Source organism: Sphingomonas sp. CFBP 13720, assembly GCF_014842075.1.
GTDB lineage: Bacteria > Pseudomonadota > Alphaproteobacteria > Sphingomonadales > Sphingomonadaceae > Sphingomonas.
This window is the reverse complement of sequence record NZ_JACYVA010000003.1, coordinates 340,203-357,580: the sequence shown is the minus strand read 5'-3', so window position 1 is coordinate 357,580 and position 17,378 is coordinate 340,203. Positions and strand designations below refer to the sequence as shown.

Sequence of the window (17,378 nt, the reverse complement as noted above, 5' to 3'; positions counted from 1 at the left end):
GGCTGCGACGTTACAGGCACGCCTCCAGCAGCGCGTGGTCGAAGCCATATTGCTTGGCCTTTTCCAGCGTGTAGGGGCGCAGGCCCATCGACCGGTATTCGCCGATGATCTTGCCGTCGGCGCTTTCGTCCAGATATTCGAACTTGAACAATTCCTGCGTGACGATCACCGGCCCTTCCATCCCGATGACCTCAGTGATGTTGGTGACGCGACGCGACCCGTCGCGCAGGCGCTTCACCTGGATGATCAGATCGACCGAATCGGCGATCTGACGACTGATCGCCTCCTTCGGCACCTTGATGTCCGACATCATCACCATGTTCTCCATCCGCGCGAGGCATTCGCGCGGCGAGTTGGAGTGAAGCGTCGCCATCGATCCGTCGTGACCGGTATTCATCGCCGCGAGCAGATCGAAACATTCGCTGCCGCGAATTTCGCCGAGGATGATGCGGTCGGGCCGCATGCGCAGCGCGTTCTTGACCAGATCGCGGATCGTGATCTCGCCCTGTCCCTCCAGGTTGGGCGGGCGCGTTTCCAGCGGCAGCCAGTGCGGCTGTTGCAGGCGTAGTTCGGCGGCATCCTCGATCGTCAACACGCGCTCGCCGGGGTCGATCATCTTCGACAGGGCATTGAGCATCGTCGTCTTGCCCGACCCCGTGCCGCCCGAAATGACGATGTTGAACCGGCACGCGCCCGCAACCTTCAGGCATGTCGCCATCTTGGTGCTCATCGATCCGAAGCCGGCCATCATGTCGATCGTGATCGGCTTGGCAGAAAATTTGCGGATCGAGATCGCCGTGCCCTTCAGCGACAGCGGGGGGACGATCACGTTGACGCGGCTGCCGTCCTTCAGACGGGCGTCGGCCAGTGGCGACGTCTGGTCGACGCGGCGTCCGACCGAGTTGCAGATGCGCTGCGCGATCTGGAACAGATGCTCCTCGTCGCGGAAATTGATGTTGGCGAGTTCCAGCTTGCCTTTGCGCTCGACGAACGTCTGTTCGGGACCGTTGACCATGATATCGGTGATCGCCGGATCGGACAGCAATTCTTCCAGCGGACCCAGCCCGAGCAACTCGTCGACCAGCACCTTTTCCAGCGCGAACTGTTCGCGCCGGTTGAGCGTCAATTTGAGTTCGGCCAGCACCTCTCCGACGATCGGCCGGAATTCCTCCGCCAGTTCGTCCTTGCTCAACGTCGCGGCGGCTTCGGGATCGACTCGTTCCAGCAGGCGCGGCAGCACCTGTTCCTTGATGCGATGGATCGAGGTTTCGAACCCTTCGACCCGACTGTTGCCTGCCTCGCCCGATGCGGCCTGCCGGTCGGCGAGGCGCTGCATCGCGTCGCCGCCATGCGGCGAAAAGGCGGCGCTGGCGTCCTCACCGGGCAACGGGTCCTGCGTCGTGCCGGGCAATGGCACATGCGCCATCGGCGGGAATTGCGGTGCGAGATCCAGATCGGACGGGCGTGCCGGCGTGGCTCCCTGCATCGGTCGCGCGACGCCGAACGACGGCCTGCCGCCGCCCGTCCCGCCGCTCATGCCGTTCCGCCGCCCGAATGCGCTCACGCCGTCACCCCGTCGATTCCATGGGATCGACGTTTAGCGCGGCAAGCTTTTACAATTACCTAACCACCCCGCCGCCGCCGAAACCAGCGTACGGACGGACCGGTCAGCCCGCCTGTTCGGCGAGGATCGTCAGCCCCTTGGGCGTGACTTCGGCAAAGCCGCCACGGATCGCGATGCGTTCCGGCTCGCCCTTCTCGGTCGCGAAGACCAGCAGTTCGCCGTCGCGGATCGTCGACATGAACGGTGCATGCCCTTCCAGCACGCCGAAATCACCCTCAGTGCCAGGCACGGTGACCATATGGACCGACTCCGAACGGAGCAGCTTTTCCGGGGTGACGAGTTCGAAATGCAGCATCGGGACAACTCCCCCCTGCCGCCGATGCGGAAGGGGTCGGGGTGGGGCTTTGGGACGGGAAGCGCCGGTGATCGACCGACCCGCGGCCCCTCCCGCCGAAGCGGGAGGGGAGCAGTGGCCTTACGCTTCCTGCGCCATCTTCTGCGCCTTGGCGACGGCTTCGTCGATGCCGCCGACCATGTAGAACGCGCTTTCGGGCAGATGGTCGTATTCGCCCTCGACCACCGCCTTGAACGACTTCACCGTGTCTTCCAGCGCGACGAACTTGCCGCTGATGCCGGTGAACACCTCGGCGACGTGGAACGGCTGGCTCAGGAACTTCTGGATCTTGCGGGCGCGGGCGACCGTGACCTTATCCTCTTCGCTCAGCTCGTCCATGCCGAGGATCGCGATGATGTCCTGCAGCGACTTGTACCGCTGGAGCAGCGACTGCACGGCGCGGGCCGTGTCGTAATGCTCCTGACCGACGATCCGCGGTTCCAGAACGCGGCTGACCGAATCGAGCGGATCGACCGCCGGATAGATGCCCAGTTCCGAAATCGCGCGGTTCAGGTTGGTCGTCGCGTCGAGATGCGCGAACGACGTTGCCGGGGCCGGATCGGTAAGATCGTCGGCGGGAACGTAGATCGCCTGGACCGACGTGATCGACCCCTTGTTGGTCGACGTGATGCGCTCCTGCAACGCGCCCATGTCGGTCGACAGCGTCGGCTGATAGCCCACGGCCGACGGAATACGACCGAGCAGCGCAGACACTTCCGAACCCGCCTGGGTGAAGCGGAAGATGTTGTCGACGAAGAACAGCACGTCCTGCCCTTCGACGTCGCGGAAATATTCCGCCATCGTCAGGCCTGACAGCGCGACGCGGGCGCGCGCGCCCGGCGGCTCGTTCATCTGGCCATATACCAGCGCGACCTTCGAACCCTCGCTGGTGGCGTTGCCCTCGGCATCCTTGGCGATGACGCCCGCGTCGAGGAACTCATGGTACAGATCGTTGCCTTCGCGGGTGCGCTCACCCACGCCCGCGAACACCGACACGCCGCCATGGCCCTTGGCGATGTTGTTAATGAGTTCCTGGATCAGCACGGTCTTGCCCACGCCCGCGCCGCCGAACAGGCCGATCTTGCCGCCGCGCGCATAGGGCGCGAGCAGATCGATGACCTTGATGCCGGTGACGAGGATCGCGGCTTCGGTCGACTGGTCGACGAAGTCGGGGGCCTTGGCGTGGATCGGGGCGGTATTCTCATGGCCGATCGGGCCACGCTCGTCGATCGGCTCGCCGATGACGTTCATGATGCGGCCCAGCGTCTTCGGACCGATCGGCACGCGGATCTGCGATCCGGTGTCGCGCACGGCCTGTCCGCGGGTCAGCCCCTCGGTCGCGTCCATGGCGATCGTGCGGACCGTGCTCTGGCCCAGATGCTGCGCGACTTCCAGCACCAGCCGGTTGCCGTTGTTGTCGGTTTCGAGCGCCGACAGGATCGCCGGCAGTTCGCCGTCGAACGTCACGTCGACGACCGCGCCGATCACCTGGCTGATGCGGCCGGTATTGTTGGTGCTGCCCTGCGGCGCGTAGGTTTCTGCGGCGGTTGCCATCGTTTCGCTTCCTTGCGTGTCGATACTTTAGAGCGCTTCCGCGCCCGAAATGATTTCCACCAGTTCGGTGGTGATCGCGGCCTGACGGGTGCGGTTGTACTGGATCGTCAACTTCTGGATCAGATCGCCCGCATTGCGCGTAGCGTTGTCCATCGCGGTCATCTTCGACCCCTGTTCCGACGCCGCATTCTCGCGGATCGCGCGATAGATCTGCACCGCGATGTTGGTCGGCAGCAGGCTGGCGAGGATCGATTCCTCGTCCGGCTCATATTCGACCACCGCGTCGGACGTCGGCGCGGCCGACACCGGCGCGACCGGAATCTGCACCGGGATCAGTTGCCGTTCGGTCGGCTCCTGCGTCAGCACCGTCTTGAACGTGGCATAGAACAGGTGCGCGACGTCGAATTCGCCCGCGGTGAAGCGCGCGATCAGGTCGTCCGCATAGCGCTTTGCGTCGGCGAAGGTCAGCTTGCCCAGATCACCGGGTTCGACCGGCGGCAGGAAGCCTTCGCGAAATTGGCGGGCCAGCACCGCGCGACCCTTGCGCCCGATCGTCAGGAACTTGACGGTCTTGCCCTCGGCCTGAAGCTCGAGCGCGCGGCGACGGGCAAGCCGGGCGATGTTCGAATTGAACGCGCCCGCCAGTCCCTTGTCCGACGTCGCGACGACGAACAGATGCACCTGATCGCGACCATGGCCGGCGAGCAGCGGCGAGCTGCCCTCGGTGACCTGCACCTTGCTGGCCAGGCTGGCGACGACCGACTCGACGCGCTGCGCATAGGGGCGACCGGCCTCGGCCGCCTCCTGCGCGCGACGCAGCTTTGCGGCGGCGACCATCTTCATCGCCTTGGTGATCTTCTGCGTCGACTTCACCGAGCCGATGCGGACCTTAAGAGCCTTGAGGCTTGCCATGGTCTTCCCACCTGCGTCACCCCGGCACGGGCCGGGGTCTCTCCGTTACCGGGAGGCTCCAGCTTTCGCTGGAGCGACGGTTGTTGCAATGATTACGCGAACGTCTTCGCGAACGCTTCCAGCGCGGACTTCAGCCCCGCCTTCGCCTCGTCGCCCAGATCCTTGGTGTCGCGGATCTTCGCCAGCACCTGCGGATGGTTGGCGCGCAGGTCCGACAGCAGCGCCTGTTCGTAGCGCGTGACGTCGTTCACCGGCACCGTGTCGAGATACCCCTGCGTACCGGCAAAGATCGACACGACCTGTTCCTCGAACGGCATCGGGCTGAACTGTGCCTGCTTGAGCAGCTCGGTCAGGCGCGCGCCGCGGTTCAGCAGCTTCTGCGTCGATGCGTCGAGGTCCGATCCGAACTGCGCGAACGCGGCCATTTCGCGATACTGCGCCAGCTCCAGCTTGATCGATCCGGCGACCTTCTTCATCGCCTTGGTCTGCGCGGCCGAACCGACGCGGCTGACCGACAGGCCGACGTTGATCGCGGGGCGGATGCCGGCGAAGAACAGGTCGGTTTCGAGGAAGATCTGGCCGTCGGTGATCGAGATCACGTTGGTCGGGATATAGGCCGACACGTCGCCCGCCTGCGTCTCGATGATCGGCAACGCGGTCAGCGATCCGCCGCCATTTGCGTCGTTCATCTTGGCCGCGCGCTCGAGCAGGCGGCTGTGCAGATAGAACACGTCGCCCGGATAGGCTTCGCGGCCCGGCGGACGGCGCAGCAGCAGCGACATCTGGCGATACGCCACCGCCTGCTTCGACAGATCGTCGAACACGATCAGCGCGTGCATGCCGTTGTCGCGGAAATACTCCCCCATCGCGGTGCCGGTATAGGGCGCCAGATACTGGAGCGGGGCAGGGTCCGATGCGGTGGCCGCGACGACGATGGAATATTCCATCGCGCCGTTTTCTTCCAGCGTGCGGACGAGCTGCGCGACGGTCGAGCGCTTCTGCCCCACCGCGACATAGACGCAGTACAGCTTCTTCTTCTCGTCGTCGCCGGCGTTCGCCGCCTTCTGGTTGATGAAGGTGTCGATCGCGACAGCCGACTTGCCGGTCTGGCGATCGCCGATGATCAGCTCGCGCTGGCCACGGCCGACCGGCACCAGCGCGTCGATCGCCTTCAGCCCCGACTGCATCGGTTCGTGGACCGAGGTGCGCGGGATGATGCCCGGTGCCTTCACGTCGACGCGGCTGCGCTTTTCGGCGACGATCGGGCCCTTGCCGTCGATCGGGTTGCCCAGACCGTCGACCACGCGACCCAGCAGCCCCTTGCCGACGGGAACGTCGACGATGGTGCCGGTCCGCTTGACGACGTCGCCTTCCTTGATTTCGGCATCGGTGCCGAAGATCACGACGCCGACATTGTCGGCCTCGAGGTTGAGGGCCATGCCCTGGATGCCGTTCGAGAATTCGACCATCTCGCCCGCCTGGACGTTGTCGAGGCCGTGGATGCGGGCGATGCCGTCACCGACCGACAGCACCTGGCCGACTTCGGAAACCTGGGCTTCGGTGCCGAAATTGGCGATCTGGTCGCGAATGACCTTCGAGATTTCTGCGGCGCGGATATCCATGACTTAACCTTTCATCGCGTGCGCGAGCGTGTTCAGACGGGTCTTGATCGAACTGTCGATCATCTGGCTGCCGATCCTGACGATCAGGCCGCCCAAAAGCGAAGGGTCGACCTTGAGGTCGATCGCGACCTCGCGGCCGACGCGGTGGCGCAACTGCTGGCGCAGCGCGTCCACCTGCGCGTCGTCCAGCGGATGCGCGGAGACGACGTCGGCGTTCATCTCGCCCCGGCTGCGCGCAGCCAGATCGCGGAACGCGCGGATGATCGCGGGAAGATCGGACAGGCGGCGATTATGCGCCAGCACGCCGAGGAACCGGGTGGTGATCGGATCGAGGCCGAGCATCGGCGCGACGGCGGCGATCGCCTTGCCCGCCGCCTCGCGCCCGACCAGCGGGCTGCGGATCAGCGCAGCCAGATCGTCCGATTCGCCCAGCGCCTGCGTCAGCGTCTTCAGGCTCGATTCGACCTGGGTCAGCGCCGCCTGTTCGCGGGCGAGATCGAACAGCGCGGTGGCATAACGACCGCTCAGGCTGGCCTGGATCGAAACGCTGCCACTGTTTCCGCCGGATATCTCCACGCGCGCGGGTTCCTTAGTCTGGGGTCAACTTCGCCGTCCCATGCGGAAAGGGGGCGGCACGCCGGCCACCGTCGCGACACATGTCGTCAATGGATTCGGCCCGTTCGCCCCCGATGGGTCGTCGGGGCCGCTAGCATTGGTGTCACGTTTTCGCAAGCATTGCGGATTCGGCACGTGGAACAGTCCGCTACTTCCCGCGCGGCGTGCAGCGATAGACCAGCCGCTCGTTCGCTTCGGCCGGAAGCGCGGTGCGCAGCGCGGACTGCTGCGTCGCCAGCGCGGCGCGCGCGCCCGTGTCGGCGGCGCAGGATTTCTGCTGCACCTGTCCGCGCATGGTGCGCGCACGGCTCATCGCGTCGGCCGACAGCAGATACCGTGTGTTGGTATAGCTGCCGCTGGCGGGATCGAAGCGCAGGACCGACACGGTGGCATCGCCATTGGGAACGAGGATTCGTTCCCATCCGCCGCCCGGTGCCTCGGCATATTGCGTGCGGCCGTTCATGCAGCCGTCGTTCCGCCAGTCGAACCGGACGGTTTCGACCGGGGAGACGATGATTCGGCTGCGTTCGGGAATGAGGGCGCATTCGAGCGACCCGGCCAGCGGCGCGCTGCGCGTGTCGGCGGTGGTCGCCTCCGTTTCCGGGACCGATGTCGGATCGAAGGTCGGCCGCAGTACGAACAACGCGATCGCACCGGTCAGGAGCACGCCGCCGCCGATCCCGGCCAGCGTCGCACCGCGTCGTTGTCCCCGCGATGCCAGAAACCCCGCACCCCCCGCCGCCAGCACCGCCAGCGCCAGCAGCAGCGCCGCGCCCGCGATCATGTTCTCGCGCGTCTCGACGTTGCTGGCGCGCGCCGCCTCCAGCGCGCCCAGCCGATCTTCCCGCGCGCGTTCGGCGGCGGCGCGGGCGCGTTCGCGGTCCTCGACCGCCTGCCGTTCGGTTTCCGCCCGGTCGCGCGCATCGGCATCGGCCAGCGTCACGCACGGCGCGGCGATCGTCGCCACCGGCTGCTGCGCCTCGCGCAGGAACGCGGCAAGCTCGCTGTCGGCGATGGCGAAGGCGAAGCTGGCGTCACCTTCGTCGCCGCGGGTCAGCGCGGAATTGACGCCCAGCACGCGCCCGCACCGGTCGAGCAGCGGCCCCCCCGAATTGCCGCGCGCGATGCTGGCGGTGTGGACCATCACGGCCGTCCCTTCCAGCCGGCGATTGCCCGACAGCACGCCCTGCGAGCGGACCGGCGCGGTCGGGGTCACGAAATCCTCGGCCGACCGCACCGTCGCCAGATCGACATTGCCGGGATAGCCCAGCGCGATCAGCGGATCGCCCTCGCCCAGCGTGCCCGTGTACAGCGTCAGCGGGGGCAGGCGGACGCCGACCACCTCGATCAACGCAAGGTCGCGCGCGGTGTCGATGCGGATCAGCCGGCCTTCATAGGATCGCTGCCCTTCGGACGGGACCAGCGCGATGACCGATTCGCCGGGAAAGCGTTCGAGCAGTTCGACGACATGCGCGTTGGTGACGATACGGTTGGGCGCGACCGCGAAGCCGGTGCCGTGCTCCACCTCCACCACTTCGCCGTCCGCGCTGGCGATCGCCACGACACGGACCACGCCGCGCGCAGCGGCCGATACGTCGTCGGCATGGGCGGGACCGGCGAGGAACAGCGTCGCGCTCAGCAGCCATGCGATCACCAGTCGAACCATCGGTGTCCTTCCCCGTTAACGCGCGCCGTTTCGACCAAAGCCGCGTACGGTGCAAGGGCGGGCGGTGTCACGACGTCCGTCGCAAGCGCGCCCGTTCGCGTGTTTCTCAACCTGTCCTCACGCGTCGCTGTCGTCGCCCGCTTCGCGTTGCGGACCGCCCCGCCACCGGGCAAGCGCGGCGGCGGCACCGTCGCGGTCGATGATCGCGATCAGTTCGGCGGCGAAGGTCGCGGCTGCTCCGCCATGCGGCGCATAGGCCACCGGTCCGAGGATGCGCCGCGCTTCCGCCCCGCGATCGGTTTCTAGCAGCACGCGCGCCGCCTGCATCCGCAACCCACGGTCCTGCGGTCCCAACACGTGGGCGCGTAACAACGCGTCGCGCGCGTTGGCGTTCGGCGTCTGGCCGGGAATGTCGAAGCTTTGATAGAACAGCATCAGCGGCTCGGGGTCGTCGGCCTCGATCGCGTTGGCGGCGAGGAACGATCGCCGGATATCGCGCCACAGCTGCGGATCGGCGTTCTTCGCGGCGCGCGCCGCCGCCATCCGTGCGCGACCGATATAGACGTGGCCGTCGATCGACGTCGGATCGGCGGCCACGGCGCGGCACGCGGCGGCTTCGGCGGCGGCGTAATTGCCCGCATCGAACTCGGCTTCGGCCAGTTCGACCTGCACGGCGGCATCGTCGGGATAGGGGGCGGCGGCACGCTGTACCATCGGCAGCAACGCCAGCCCCGCCTTGCGACTCACGCCGCGCTTCGACCGGATAACCGACGGCATCATCGCCGCTTCGCCGGGACGCAGCGCCCGGACCCGGACCGTGGCGGCGGGAACCGATGCGGCAGGCAGTTTCGAGTAGCGCAGCCCGGTGCGGACATAGCGCGTGAAATCGCGGTCGAGCTGGCGCAGGTCGCCGAACGCCTCCGCCGCCGTCGCATTGGTCTTTCCCGCCGCGATCGCAGCAATGTACCGGTCGAGCTGCCCGCGCCGCGCGGGATCAAGGATCAGCATGTGCGTCAACAGCCAGCCGCCGGCATACAGGTCGCTGCGTTCGATTCGGGCGGGATCGCCGGTCAGCAATGCCTGGGCCGATACCGGTACGCCGTTGGCGAACGATCGCGCGCGATACATCGGCGCGCGCGCGATCTCGATCGTGCCGTCGGGTTGGAAACGGGTGGTGGCGAAAAATTCCGCGAACCCTTCGACGAACCATGCCGGGAACGCCGCGTCGGACCAGTGCGACAGCATAAAATGATGCGTATATTCGTGGAACAGCACCTGTTCCTCGTCAATCCCGTCGCGCCCGCCGTCGCCAGCGCGTTTCGGAACGAACGCGACCGATCCACCGGCGCGTGGGATGTAGAAGCCAGCGACATTGCTCGACCCCGCCAGCCGGGCGATGCTCGACATGTCGCCGGTGACATAGACGGTGACGCGGTTGGGTGGCGCGATCGGCGTCGCGGGTGCCTTGGTCAGGAAACGCAGCGTCGTGTCGAAGCGTTCGAGCCGTTCGGCGAAGCGCGCTACATTCGTCGCGCGGTCGTCGGCATAGACGACGAAATGGTCCGACTGCGCCTCATGCCATTCGGCGTGCGCCGCCATCGGCCACATCAGCAGCAGCGCCGTCAACAACGTCCGAATCATACCATCCCCCGGCAGGTCCCGCGTCGACGTTAGGGTGGTGCGGACGGTGCGCCAAGCGACGGGAGCAGGATCGCGTTCGTCCTTTCGAACCCATTGGCAGGGGCGAAGGGCCTGCGGGACGTCTAGTTCCTTGCCGGACGGACTGCCCCTTGCCGCTTACAGGAAACTATACGGATCGATATCCACCGCGACGCGCACCTTCGTGCCCCATTCGACCCCGTCCAGCCAGTCGCGGATCACGTCCTGCACCGCCGTGGTGCGCGCGGCATGGACCAGCAGGCGGAAGCGGTGCCGACCGCGCAGCATCGCCAGCGGGGCGGGGGCGGGGCCATAGACGTGCATCCCCGGCACGTCGGGCGCGGCACGGCCGATCGCGCGGGCGGTGGCATCGGCCGCGCCCTTGTCCTCCGACGACACGATGATCGCGGCATAGCGGCCGAACGGCGGGACTTCGGCTTCGGCCCGCGCCTCGGTTTCGGCCAGATAGAAGCTTTCGGCGTCGCCGGACACCAGCGCCTGCATCACGGGAGCGTTCGGGGCGGTGGTCTGGATATAGACATGGCCGGGCTTCGTGCCGCGACCGGCGCGACCCGCGACCTGCATGATCTGCTGGAACGTGCGTTCGGACGCGCGCAGATCGCCGCCCTGCAACCCCAGATCGGCGTCGATGACCCCGACACAGGTCAGGTCGGGGAAATGATATCCCTTCGTCACCAATTGCGTGCCGACGACGATGTCGATGTCGCGTGCCTCCATCCGGCCGACGAATTCCGCCGCCTTGGCCGGGGACCAGATGGTGTCGGACGTGACGATCGCGACCTTCGCGGTCGGCCACAGCAGCGCGACCTCGTCCGCGATCCGTTCGACGCCGGGACCGCATGCGACCAGCGAATCCTCCGTCTTGCATTCGGGGCAGGCGCGCGGGGTCGGGATAATGTGACCGCAATGATGGCACGAGAGCCGGTCGATCAGCCGGTGTTCGACCATCCACGCCGTGCAGTTGGGGCACTGGAACCGGTGGCCGCACGTCCGGCACAAGGTCAGCGGAGCATAGCCGCGCCGGTTGAGGAACAGCAGCGCTTGTTCGCCGCGCGCCAGCGTCGCGTCGATTGCGGTGACCAGCGTCGGCGCGATCCACCGGCCGCGTTCCGGCGGGGTGGCGATCAGGTCGATCGGCTCGATCGTGGGCAACTGCGCCTTGCCATAACGGCCGGGCAGTTTCAGTTCGGTATAGCGCCCCTGCGCCACCTGTTGCCGGGTTTCGATCGCCGGCGTCGCGCTGGCGAGGATCACCGGGCATTTTTCGAACAGCCCGCGCATCACCGCCACGTCGCGGGCGTGATAATGCACGCCCTCTTCCTGCTTGAAACTGGTTTCGTGCGCCTCGTCGACCACGATCAGCCCAAGGTTGGCATAGGGCAGGAACAGCGCGGATCGCGCGCCGACCACCACCTTCGCCTGACCGGTCGCGATCGCGCGCCACGCCCGGCGACGCTGGGTCGATCGAAGGTCGCTGTGCCACGGCACCGGCTCGCAGCCGAAGCGCGCGGTGAAGCGTTTGAGGAACGGTTCGGTCAACGCGATTTCGGGCAGCAGGACCAGCACCTGTCGTCCCTGCCGGATCGCGGCCGCGACGGCTTCGAAATACACCTCGGTCTTGCCCGATCCGGTGACCCCGTCGAGCAGGAACGGGTGGAAATCATCCGCATCGACCGCCGCGACCAGCGCGTCGGATGCGGCACGCTGGTCGTCGGACAGCGCAGGCGCGCCGTGGCCGGGATCGGGTTCGGCATAGGGCTGGTCGATATCGACCGACACCGCCTCGATCGCGCCCAGCTTCACCAGCCCGCGAATGACCGCATCGGACACGTCGGCGATCGTCGCCAGTTCGCGCACCAGCCCGCGCCGCTCGCCGATCCGGTCGATCGCCTGCTGTCGCTGCGGGGTCAGCCGGTCGGGGACATGGCCGGTCAGGCGATATTCGACCGCCAGCCGCGCACCTTCCAGCGCGGATGTGGAGGCGAGGCACATGCGCAGCACCGATGCAGGCGCGGCGAGGTAATAGCCGGCGGTCCATTCGACCAGCCGCCGCAGCGGCGCGGCGATCGGCGGCGCATCGGCGACCGACAGCAACGGGCGGAGCCGGTTGTCACCGACCTCTTCCGCCGCCAGCCGGTCGGCATCCCACACCACGCCCAGCAACTGACGCGGCCCCAGCGGCGCGACGACGATCGACCCCGGCTCGACCGTCATGCCGTGCGGCACGCGATAGTCGAGCGGGCCGAGCGCGGCATTGAGGACGAGGACGCGGGCGCGGGACATGGCCCCCAGATAGGGAGCGATCGGCCGGTTGGGAATTGCGGCGGCGGATCAGCGCGCGCGACGGTCCCATCCGGCGGCGGCGTGGCGGCGGCGCTTGGCGTCGTACAGCGCGGTGTCGGCGGCGTGGATCAGTTCGCGGGCATTGGCGATGCCGGGACCGAAGGCGGCATGACCGATCGTCGCGGAACAGGGCAGGTCGTGCTCCCCGCTTGCCACCGGCTGCGCCAGCGATGCCGTCAGCCGCGGCAACAGTGCGTCGATGTCGTCGCACATTGCGCGGTCGGTCAGCAGCAGCGCGAATTCGTCACCGCCCAGCCGCGCGGCGAAACTGCCCTCCAGCCACGGCGCGCCCAGCCGTTCGCCGATCGCGCGCAGCACGTCGTCGCCCGCCAGATGACCATGCGCGTCGTTGGTCGCCTTGAACCGGTCGAGGTCGAGCAGCACCAGGGTGCACGGCGCCACGTCCTGCGCCGCCCGGCCGATCGCGTGATCCAGCGCCGAGTCGAACGCGGCGCGATTGGCGATCCCGGTCAACGGATCGGTGGCGGCCGACTGGCGCAACTGCTGTTCCAGCCGGAACCGGTCGGTCACGTCCTGGAACACGCCGGTCATCGCGATGTCGCGCGATCCGCGCCGTTCCAGTTCCCCGATCGACCGCACCCGCCGTTCGCGCCCGGTGGCGGTGATGAAATCGACTTCGATATCGAATGGTTCGCCGGTTTCCAGCGTATGTTCGATCGCTGCGGTCACCGTCGCCAGCGCGGCGGGCGGATAGAAGGTCAGCGCCTCTTCCAACGGCAGCGTGTGGTCGAGCGGCGTTTCGTGGATGCGCCGCACCCCCGGCGACCAGTATATGCCGCGATCGGGCAGCGTCATCCGCCATGACCCGATCATCGCCATGCGTTCGGCGTGACCGAACACCCGTTCCTGCCGCGCCAGCACCGCCGCTTCGGCATTGGCGTCGATCGCGATATCGATCGCGTGGTCGGCATGGATCTGTGCCGCGAGGACGGTTTCGGCAAGCTGTGCCAGCGCGATCAGCGCCGCGAACAGCGTTTCGTCGATCACGCGCGGTTCGCCGTCGCCGACGCACACCGTGCCGATCGTGATGCGTTTCCCGTTCTGCGGGTCCTGCACGTGCAGCGGAACCCCGGCATAGAATCGCAGGCCGCCGGACGCGACCGACTCCAGTTCCGCGAAGCGCGCATCGTGCCGCGCGTCGGGCACGATGATCGGCGTGTCCTCCATTACCACGTGATGGCACAGCGCGATTTCGCGTGGCTGCGGCGGCAGCGTGATTCCCGTCGACGCCTTGGTCCAGACGGTCGACCGGTCGAGCAAGCGGATCGCGGCGAACGATGCCCCGAACAGTGCGCGGGCGATCACCGCCATCGGCGCGAACTGCGCATCGGGCGCGGCACGCAGCAATTCGAGCAGCCGGTCGGCCGCCGCGTGCGGATCGTGAAGCGTGCCGGTAAAATAATTCATGGTATATTCCTATCTGATCCCCCTTACCGAAAGGTTGCCCCGGCGGGCCGGATCGGCGATGGGGCGGCAACCGCAGCGAGCCGTTGGGAAACCACCATGAAGTTCTTCGTCGACACCGCCGATACCAACGATATCCGCGAACTGGCCGAAACCGGCCTGCTCGACGGTGTCACGACCAATCCGTCGCTGATCCACAAATCGGGCCGCGATTTCCTTGAGGTCGTGCGCGAAATCTGTTCGATCACCCCCGGGCCAGTATCGGCCGAGGTCGTGGCACTGGACCATGCCGGCATGATGCGCGAGGCGGAGATCCTGCGCAAACTGGCCGACAACGTCGCGGTCAAGGTGCCGTTGACGATCGACGGGCTGAAAACCTGCAAGGCGCTGACCGACGACGGTACGATGGTGAACGTCACCCTGTGCTTTTCGGCCAATCAGGCGCTGCTGGCGGCAAAGGCGGGGGCGACGTTCGTGTCGCCGTTCGTCGGTCGGCACGACGATATCGGGTTCGACGGCATGGGCCTCATCAGCGATATCCGCCTGATCTACGACAATTACGACTTCGCGACCGAAATCCTCGTCGCCAGCGTGCGCCACCCGATCCACGTGCTGGAAAGCGCGAAGATGGGCGCGGACGTGATGACGGCCCCGGCGTCGGTCATCCGCGCGCTGGTCAAGCATCCGCTGACCGACAAGGGGATCGAAGGTTTCATGGCGGATTGGGCAAAGTCGGGCCAGACGATCGCCTGACGTCGGCGCGCGCTCCTGCGATCGGCAGGAGCGCGTCTGCCGTTGCGATGCCGTCTCCCCGGACCCGTTCGGGAACCGGCGACGCCGCGATCGCTGCCACCCCGGCTTTGCCCAAATACGCCTAGCCCGCACCGGGTCCTGAAGCCAATTCCGGTGCGAGCTGATCTCGCCCGAAACCGCCGACAGGAACCGACCGACTGGCCTTCCGCAATCTTCGGCTCGCGCCAAGCTCCCTCTCACGCAGGAAGCGCGTGACAGCCGTGCGACGGCCGCTACCACCGTGTCCATGACCCCGCCGCTGCCCCTTGCCTATGCCACGCATCTGTCGCGCGACCGGCGGCGGTCGGTGCATACCGTGCGCGCCTATGTCGCGACGGCCGAGCGGCTGGTGGCGTTCCTGCAGGATCATTGGGGCGGCCCGGTCGACGCGGCGGCGCTCGGTGCGCTGAATGCGGCCGATCTGCGCGCGTTCCTTGCTGCCCGGCGTGCGGACGGCCTGTCCAACGCATCGGCGGCGCGCGAATTGTCGGCGGTACGCGGGTTCGTCACCTTCGCCGCCGGGGCGGAAGCGGTTCCCCGACTGCGCGGGCCGCGCGTGAAGAAGGGGGTGCCGCGCCCGATCTCGCCCGCCGAGGCCGTCGCGCTTGCCGAAGAGGTCGCCGACGAGGGTGCCGAACCGTGGATCGGCGCACGCGATTGGGCGGTGCTGCTGCTACTGTACGGGGCGGGGCTACGCATCGGCGAAGCACTGGCGCTGACCGGCGCGGTGCTGCCGCTGGGCGACACGATCCGCGTCACCGGCAAGCGCGACAAGACGCGGGTCGTTCCGCTGCTGCCGCCGGTCCGGGCGGCGATCGATGCCTATGTCGCGCAACAGCCATGGGGCACGGCGCGGGGCGAGCCGCTGTTCCGGGGGGCGAAGGGCGGGCCATTGGCGGCAGGGGTGGTGCGCCGGTCGGTACGCGGCGCGCGCGGTCGGCTGGGGCTGGGTGACCGGACGACGCCGCACGCGCTGCGCCACAGTTTCGCGACGCACCTGCTGGGGCGCGGGGCGGACCTGCGCTCGTTGCAGGAACTGCTGGGCCATGCCAGCCTGTCGTCGACCCAGATCTATACCGCCGTCGATGCCGCGCATCTGATGGACGTGTACCGCGCCGCGCACCCGCGCGCGTAAGGCGGCCTATCGCTCCGCGCGCGGTTTCCACGTAAATACGCGGTACAGATACCCGATCACGATCGCGACCGACATGGCGATGGCGACCGGCCCGACATAGCGGTCGACCTGTTCGAAATTCGATCCCAGCCACAGTCCGGCATAGGCCAGCACGCTGTTCCACAGGATGCTGCCGCCGAACGTCGCGAGCATGAACCGCCAGTGCGGCATCCGCGCCATGCCGGCGGGTAGCGAGATCAGCGTGCGGAACGTTGGCATGAACCGGAACACGAACACGGTCTTGCCACCATGTTTGCGGAAGAAGCGCTGAAGCTTTTCCACGTCTTCCCATTCCAGCGTCATCCACCGGCCCCACCGGTCGACGAACGGTTTGAGCCCGTGATAGCCGAAGCGCCGCCCGATCGCGTACCAGAAGTAATTGCCGGCGGTCGTCCCCGCGGTACCCCACAGCAACAGCGGCAGCATCGCCATGTCGCCCCGCGCGACCGCCATGCCGCCCAGCCCCATGATGACCTCCGACGGGACCGGCGGCACGACGTTTTCCAGCGCCATCAGCAGGAAGATGCCGAGATAGCCGCCCCACGCGATGGCATCGAGGATGAAGTTCGTCATGCGCGGCGCAACGTTTCGGATAAGCAATGGGTTGCGCCGCGCTCCTCCGTCATGGGGGCGGGGCGGGGGTTCAGCGCGCCGCGATCCGCGCCTCGATCGCGTCCCAGATCAGCCCTGCGACGTCGGTCCCGTCGAATTTTTCGATCGCGACGATGCCGGTCGGGGACGTGACGTTGATCTCGGTCAGCCATTCGCCGCCGATCACGTCGATCCCGACGAAGATCAGCCCCCGCCGTTTCAGTTCGGGGCCGAGCGCGGCACAGATTTCGCGCTCGCGCGGCGTCAGTTCGGTCTTCGCCGCCGTTCCGCCGACCGCGAGGTTCGACCTGATCTCCCCCTCGCCGGGCAGCCGGTTGACCGCGCCCGCGACCTCGCCGTCGACCAGCACGATCCGCTTGTCGCCCTTCGCCACCGCCGGCAGGAACGCCTGCACCATATGCGGTTCGCGATACGCGGTGTTGAACACTTCGATCAGCGACGACAGGTTCTGGCCGTCGGCATCGACCTTGAAGATCGCCTTGCCGCCATTGCCGTGCAGCGGCTTGACCACGACCGAGCCATGTTCCTTCAGGAACGCGCGAGCCTCGTCCACCGACCGGGTGATGAGCGTCGGCGGCATGAAGCGGCGATAATCGAGCACGAACAGCTTTTCGGGCGCGTTTCGGACGCTGGCCGGATCGTTGACCACCAGCGTCCGGTCGGCAATGCGCTCCAGCAGGTGGGTGGCGGTGATGTAGCCGAGGTCGAACGGCGGGTCCTGCCGCATCAGCACCACGTCTACATCGTCGCCCAGATCGATCGACACCGCATCGCCCGGCGTGAAATGATCGCCGACGACGCGCTGCACCGTCACCGGACGTGCCTGTGCCCATACGCGCTCGCCCGACTGGTTCAGTTCTTCGGGGCCATAGACGAACAGCCGATGGCCGCGCGCCTGTGCCGCCAGCATCAGCGCGAAGGTCGAATCGCCGGCGATGTTGATGCCGGCGATGGGGTCCATCTGGACGGCGACGGTCAGCGGCATGGAATACTCCTGTGGATCGTCGACGCAGGTAGGGCGGCGC

14 protein-coding genes are annotated in these 17,378 nt (G+C 67.2%); 2 read left to right on the top strand and 12 right to left on the bottom strand.

Translation table 11 applies throughout. The annotated features are described in order from the left end of the window. Nucleotides 1-10 precede the first annotated feature (10 nt). From IFT55_RS09230 to IFT55_RS09185, 10 genes are all read right to left on the bottom strand, one after another. Nucleotides 11-1,537, bottom strand: coding sequence for a CpaF family protein (locus tag IFT55_RS09230; protein WP_192091541.1), 1,527 nt, complete (start codon nucleotides 1,535-1,537; stop codon nucleotides 11-13). A gap of 130 nt (nucleotides 1,538-1,667) precedes the next feature. After that, nucleotides 1,668-1,919: an ATP synthase F1 subunit epsilon gene (locus IFT55_RS09225; RefSeq protein WP_192091302.1), complete on the bottom strand. Its 252-nt coding sequence runs from the start codon at nucleotides 1,917-1,919 to the stop codon at nucleotides 1,668-1,670. A 120-nt stretch (nucleotides 1,920-2,039) separates the two neighbouring features. After that, complete coding sequence (gene atpD, locus IFT55_RS09220) at nucleotides 2,040-3,512, bottom strand: F0F1 ATP synthase subunit beta (protein WP_192091300.1); 1,473 nt, start codon at nucleotides 3,510-3,512, stop codon at nucleotides 2,040-2,042. A gap of 27 nt (nucleotides 3,513-3,539) precedes the next feature. Continuing rightward, entirely contained in the window at nucleotides 3,540-4,424 is an 885-nt protein-coding gene (locus IFT55_RS09215; RefSeq protein ID WP_192091298.1) for a F0F1 ATP synthase subunit gamma, read from the bottom strand. Between the two features lie 92 nt (nucleotides 4,425-4,516). Further along, nucleotides 4,517-6,046, bottom strand: a complete 1,530-nt coding sequence (gene atpA / locus IFT55_RS09210) for a F0F1 ATP synthase subunit alpha (protein ID WP_192091296.1) — start codon at nucleotides 6,044-6,046, stop codon at nucleotides 4,517-4,519. A gap of 3 nt (nucleotides 6,047-6,049) precedes the next feature. After that, nucleotides 6,050-6,622, bottom strand: a complete 573-nt coding sequence (locus IFT55_RS09205) for a F0F1 ATP synthase subunit delta (protein ID WP_446740717.1) — start codon at nucleotides 6,620-6,622, stop codon at nucleotides 6,050-6,052. A gap of 187 nt (nucleotides 6,623-6,809) precedes the next feature. Next, the gene (locus tag IFT55_RS09200; protein ID WP_192091294.1) at nucleotides 6,810-8,327 is read right to left on the bottom strand and encodes a trypsin-like peptidase domain-containing protein; all 1,518 of its coding nucleotides are present in this window, start codon (nucleotides 8,325-8,327) and stop codon (nucleotides 6,810-6,812) included. 117 nt (nucleotides 8,328-8,444) lie between these two features. Continuing rightward, nucleotides 8,445-9,968 carry a hypothetical protein gene (locus IFT55_RS09195; RefSeq protein ID WP_192091292.1) on the bottom strand — a complete coding sequence of 508 codons (1,524 nt, stop codon included), beginning with the start codon at nucleotides 9,966-9,968 and terminating at the stop codon, nucleotides 8,445-8,447. A gap of 156 nt (nucleotides 9,969-10,124) precedes the next feature. Next, nucleotides 10,125-12,290: a primosomal protein N' gene (locus IFT55_RS09190; RefSeq protein WP_192091290.1), complete on the bottom strand. Its 2,166-nt coding sequence runs from the start codon at nucleotides 12,288-12,290 to the stop codon at nucleotides 10,125-10,127. Between the two features lie 48 nt (nucleotides 12,291-12,338). Next, the gene (locus tag IFT55_RS09185) at nucleotides 12,339-13,778 is read right to left on the bottom strand and encodes a sensor domain-containing diguanylate cyclase (protein ID WP_192091288.1); all 1,440 of its coding nucleotides are present in this window, start codon (nucleotides 13,776-13,778) and stop codon (nucleotides 12,339-12,341) included. 96 nt (nucleotides 13,779-13,874) lie between these two features. On the opposite strand from IFT55_RS09185, the gene fsa reads away from it, so the two are divergent. Both fsa and IFT55_RS09175 read left to right on the top strand, forming a co-directional pair. Continuing rightward, complete coding sequence (fsa, locus tag IFT55_RS09180; RefSeq protein WP_192091283.1) at nucleotides 13,875-14,528, top strand: fructose-6-phosphate aldolase; 654 nt, start codon at nucleotides 13,875-13,877, stop codon at nucleotides 14,526-14,528. Between the two features lie 286 nt (nucleotides 14,529-14,814). Then, complete coding sequence (locus IFT55_RS09175; RefSeq protein ID WP_192091281.1) at nucleotides 14,815-15,702, top strand: tyrosine recombinase XerC; 888 nt, start codon at nucleotides 14,815-14,817, stop codon at nucleotides 15,700-15,702. Nucleotides 15,703-15,708: 6 nt separating this feature from the next. On the opposite strand, the gene IFT55_RS09170 is transcribed toward IFT55_RS09175, so the two are convergent. Then, the gene (locus tag IFT55_RS09170) at nucleotides 15,709-16,314 is read right to left on the bottom strand and encodes a DedA family protein (protein WP_192091279.1); all 606 of its coding nucleotides are present in this window, start codon (nucleotides 16,312-16,314) and stop codon (nucleotides 15,709-15,711) included. 70 nt (nucleotides 16,315-16,384) lie between these two features. Continuing rightward, nucleotides 16,385-17,338, bottom strand: a complete 954-nt coding sequence (gshB, locus tag IFT55_RS09165; protein ID WP_192091278.1) for a glutathione synthase — start codon at nucleotides 17,336-17,338, stop codon at nucleotides 16,385-16,387. Nucleotides 17,339-17,378 lie beyond the last annotated feature (40 nt).

Excerpts from the sequence above, each read along its gene's own strand:
- IFT55_RS09230 (WP_192091541.1), bottom strand. The coding sequence starts at position 1,537 with ATGAGCGGCGGGACGGGCGGCGGCAGGCCGTCGTTCGGCGTCGCGCGA.
- IFT55_RS09225 (WP_192091302.1), bottom strand. The coding sequence starts at position 1,919 with ATGCTGCATTTCGAACTCGTCACCCCGGAAAAGCTGCTCCGTTCGGAG.
- atpD (WP_192091300.1), bottom strand. The coding sequence starts at position 3,512 with ATGGCAACCGCCGCAGAAACCTACGCGCCGCAGGGCAGCACCAACAAT.
- IFT55_RS09215 (WP_192091298.1), bottom strand. The coding sequence starts at position 4,424 with ATGGCAAGCCTCAAGGCTCTTAAGGTCCGCATCGGCTCGGTGAAGTCG.
- atpA (WP_192091296.1), bottom strand. The coding sequence starts at position 6,046 with ATGGATATCCGCGCCGCAGAAATCTCGAAGGTCATTCGCGACCAGATC.
- IFT55_RS09200 (WP_192091294.1), bottom strand. The coding sequence starts at position 8,327 with ATGGTTCGACTGGTGATCGCATGGCTGCTGAGCGCGACGCTGTTCCTC.
- IFT55_RS09195 (WP_192091292.1), bottom strand. The coding sequence starts at position 9,968 with ATGATTCGGACGTTGTTGACGGCGCTGCTGCTGATGTGGCCGATGGCG.
- IFT55_RS09190 (WP_192091290.1), bottom strand. The coding sequence starts at position 12,290 with ATGTCCCGCGCCCGCGTCCTCGTCCTCAATGCCGCGCTCGGCCCGCTC.
- IFT55_RS09185 (WP_192091288.1), bottom strand. The coding sequence starts at position 13,778 with ATGAATTATTTTACCGGCACGCTTCACGATCCGCACGCGGCGGCCGAC.
- fsa (WP_192091283.1), top strand. The coding sequence starts at position 13,875 with ATGAAGTTCTTCGTCGACACCGCCGATACCAACGATATCCGCGAACTG.
- IFT55_RS09175 (WP_192091281.1), top strand. The coding sequence starts at position 14,815 with ATGACCCCGCCGCTGCCCCTTGCCTATGCCACGCATCTGTCGCGCGAC.
- IFT55_RS09170 (WP_192091279.1), bottom strand. The coding sequence starts at position 16,314 with ATGACGAACTTCATCCTCGATGCCATCGCGTGGGGCGGCTATCTCGGC.
- gshB (WP_192091278.1), bottom strand. The coding sequence starts at position 17,338 with ATGCCGCTGACCGTCGCCGTCCAGATGGACCCCATCGCCGGCATCAAC.